Origin of the sequence: Pseudomonas sp., from assembly GCF_049645325.1 — a bacterium.
In the GTDB taxonomy this organism is placed as follows: Bacteria; Pseudomonadota; Gammaproteobacteria; order Pseudomonadales; family Pseudomonadaceae; genus Aquipseudomonas.
On record NZ_JBARTQ010000551.1, the window covers coordinates 1 to 3,243 of the forward strand.

Annotated in this window: 3 protein-coding genes; 2 read left to right on the forward strand and 1 reads right to left on the reverse strand. The window is 60.6% G+C overall.

The window, feature by feature from the left end:
• Positions 1-120: 120 nt before the first annotated feature.
• Positions 121-321: a hypothetical protein gene (locus WBB95_RS23005; protein ID WP_003172389.1), complete on the reverse strand. Its 201-nt coding sequence runs from the start codon at positions 319-321 to the stop codon at positions 121-123.
• Between the two features lie 543 nt (positions 322-864).
• Here WBB95_RS23005 and pcaR point away from each other — a divergent pair.
• Complete coding sequence (gene pcaR, locus WBB95_RS23010; protein ID WP_424489658.1) at positions 865-1,707, forward strand: pca regulon transcriptional regulator PcaR; 843 nt, start codon at positions 865-867, stop codon at positions 1,705-1,707.
• 145 nt (positions 1,708-1,852) lie between these two features.
• Positions 1,853-3,193, forward strand: a complete 1,341-nt coding sequence (locus WBB95_RS23015) for an MFS transporter (protein WP_424489659.1) — start codon at positions 1,853-1,855, stop codon at positions 3,191-3,193.
• The last annotated feature ends 50 nt before the right edge of the window (positions 3,194-3,243 follow it).

Below are 3,243 nucleotides of genomic sequence, written 5' to 3' on the forward strand. Positions count from 1 at the left end.
GCCTGAAACATTTGTACGAAATTTCGTTGAAGGCATCAGGGGCCTGGCGACAATAGGGTTGCCCTCCGCTGGCAATGCGCCAGCGGAGATGACAAAACCTGGGCGCTCAAGGCAAAGGGCTTATGGCTCTTCGGCTTTGAGTTCCTGTTCAATCTTTTGGATTTCCTGGGCAAATGCCTGATCCAGCAAGCTGGCGCGCTTGCGCCATGGTTTGCGTTCCGGTTCAGGCTGAGCGGCGTAGGTGGTGACTTCCCCGCCGTAAACGTCCTTGTAACGTTGCTCCTGGCGCTCAAGTTCCGCGCGCAGTTCGTCTTTCGTCACAGTGTTACCTAATTGAGTTGAGTGTAGTGAGTGTGCAGTGCCATGCCTGAACGTCGTCCTCGGTTATTCAAGTTGAACAGTGAAACCGTCCAAGTTTGAAAGAAAGACCAAAGGGCAGTTCTTTTTAGCAGGTACTTGTGACCGGCAATGCATGCGACCCGCATTGCCTAGCGAGCTCCAATCCCGATAGGGATATCGGGCTGACCTCTGCACAGGTTTCATTATAGCGGCGCATTGGAATAACTCTATCACCCTGAAGTTAAAAAACGTCAACGCTGTGTGAGGGTTTTGTTACATGCAGGCGTCAGTATTTACGAAACGCGCGTGTCATAAAATCTGCATTTGTTTAATACCGATGAGTTCACCCGCTTATCACGCTGCCCACCGATACCGCGACGGCGCAGGCCGCCTAAATTGCGATTATCGAATGATCGTCCGATAATCGCCCAATGTTGCCGGGGTCGTCTTGTGCATCCCGACCGGCGCGGCTTGTAATAGCGGCCAACCCTCCCAGCGGTTGAAAATAAGAGAAAGGACCCTGAAATGAACGATCAATTGCGCAACTCCTTCGCGTCAGTGGCGCCGCCGATCGTGGCCTCACCGGCCAAGCGCATCCAGGCGTTTACCGGTGATCCGGATTTCATGACCTCCCTGGCCCGTGGCCTGGCGGTGGTGCAGGCATTCCAGGAGCGAAAACGCCACCTGACCATCGCGCAGATCAGCCACCGCACGGAAATCCCCCGCGCCGCCGTGCGCCGTTGCCTGCACACCCTGATCAAGCTCGGCTACGCCACCACCGACGGGCGTACCTATTCGCTGCTGCCCAAAGTGCTGACCCTGGGCCATGCGTATTTATCCTCAACGCCGTTGGCGGTCTCGGCCCAGCCGTATCTGGACCGCATGAGCGAGCAGCTCCACGAGGCCTGCAACATGGCCACCCTGGAAGGCGACGACATTCTCTACATCGCCCGTTCCGCCACGACCCAGCGCCTGATCTCGGTGGACTTGTCGGTGGGCGGCCGCCTGCCGGCCTATTGCACGTCCATGGGCCGCATCCTGCTCGCAGCACTCGATGATGCCTCGCTCAAGGACTACCTCGACCATGCCGACCTGCAAACCAAGACCAGCCGCACGCTGACCACGCCTGAAGCGCTGTTCGAATGCCTGCAACAAGTGCGTCAACAGGGCTGGTGCGTGGTCGACCAGGAATTGGAGCAGGGCCTGCGTTCCATCGCCGTGCCGGTGTACGACGCCTCAGGCCAGGTGCTGGCCGCACTCAACGTCAGCACCCACGCGGGGCGGGTCAGTCGCAGCGAGTTGGAACAGCGTTTTCTGCCGAGCATGCTCAGCGCCAGCCGCGAGTTGAGCGCGCAGTTATTTGCCTAAGGTGTTCGGTGACCGCACAGATCCAGGCGTGATCAATTGACGGTGTTTCCCCTGGCTTATTAATGTGCGGCAGCGCTTCCAGCGCCGCCCATAATAATGACGACCTCAGGTCGTTGGCCCGCCCATCGGTGTGGAAATAACAATAATGAATCAGCCTTCTGTCGGTACAACCCTGGACGTTCAGGCCTTTATCAACGCTCAACCGCTGTCACGCTACCAGTGGCGCGTGGTCATCCTGTGCTTCCTGATCGTCTTCCTCGACGGTCTCGACACCGCCGCCATGGGCTTTATCGCGCCCGCACTGTCGCAGGATTGGGGCATCGACCGCGCCAGCCTCGGCCCGGTGATGAGCGCCGCCTTGATCGGCATGGTGTTCGGCGCACTCGGTTCCGGCCCGTTGGCCGACCGCTTCGGCCGCAAATGGGTGCTGGTCGGCGCGGTGCTGGTGTTTGGTGCGTTCAGCCTGGCGTCGGCCTACAGCAGTAACGTCGACCAGTTGCTGGTATTGCGCTTTCTCACCGGCCTGGGCCTTGGCGCCGGCATGCCGAACGCCACCACGCTGCTCTCCGAATACACTCCCGAACGCCATAAGTCGTTGCTGGTGACCAGCATGTTCTGCGGCTTCAACCTGGGCATGGCCGGTGGCGGCTTTATCTCGGCCAAGCTGATCCCGGCGTTCGGCTGGCATGCGTTGTTGATGATCGGCGGCATCCTGCCGTTGATCCTGGCAGTGGTGCTGTTGCTGTGGCTGCCGGAGTCGGCGCGTTACCTGGTGGTGCGCAATCGCGGCACCGACAAGGTGCGCAAAACCTTGTCACCCATTGATCCCGCTCTCGTCGCCCAGGCCACCAGCTTCAGCGTACCGGAGCAAAAGACCGTGAAAGCCCGCAATGTGTTTGCGGTGATCTTCTCCGGCACCTACAGCGCCGGCACCCTGTTGTTGTGGCTGACCTACTTCATGGGCCTGGTGATTGTTTACCTGTTGACCAGTTGGCTTCCGACCCTGATGCGCGACAGCGGCGCGAGCATGGAGCAGGCCGCGTTCATTGGCGCGTTGTTCCAGTTTGGTGGCGTGCTGAGCGCCGTCGGCGTGGGCTGGGCGATGGACCGGTTCAACCCTCACAAGGTCATCGGCACGTTCTACCTGTTGGCCGGGGTGTTTGCCTACGCCGTAGGCCAGAGCCTGGGCAATATCACGTTGCTGGCGACCTTGGTGCTGATTGCCGGGATGTGCGTCAACGGCGCGCAATCGGCGATGCCGTCCCTGGCGGCGCGTTTCTACCCGACCCAGGGTCGCGCCACCGGTGTGTCGTGGATGCTCGGCATCGGCCGCTTCGGCGCGATCCTTGGCGCGTGGATGGGCGCCACACTGCTGGGCCTTGGCTGGAACTTCGAGCAAGTACTGACCGCGCTGGTGATCCCGGCCGCGCTGGCCACCGCCGCCGTGGTGATCAAAGGCATGGTCAGCCATGCGGATGCCACCTGAGGCCTGCCGGTTTTGCTGCCTGCCGGGTCCTCTGCGGGAGCTGGCTTGCC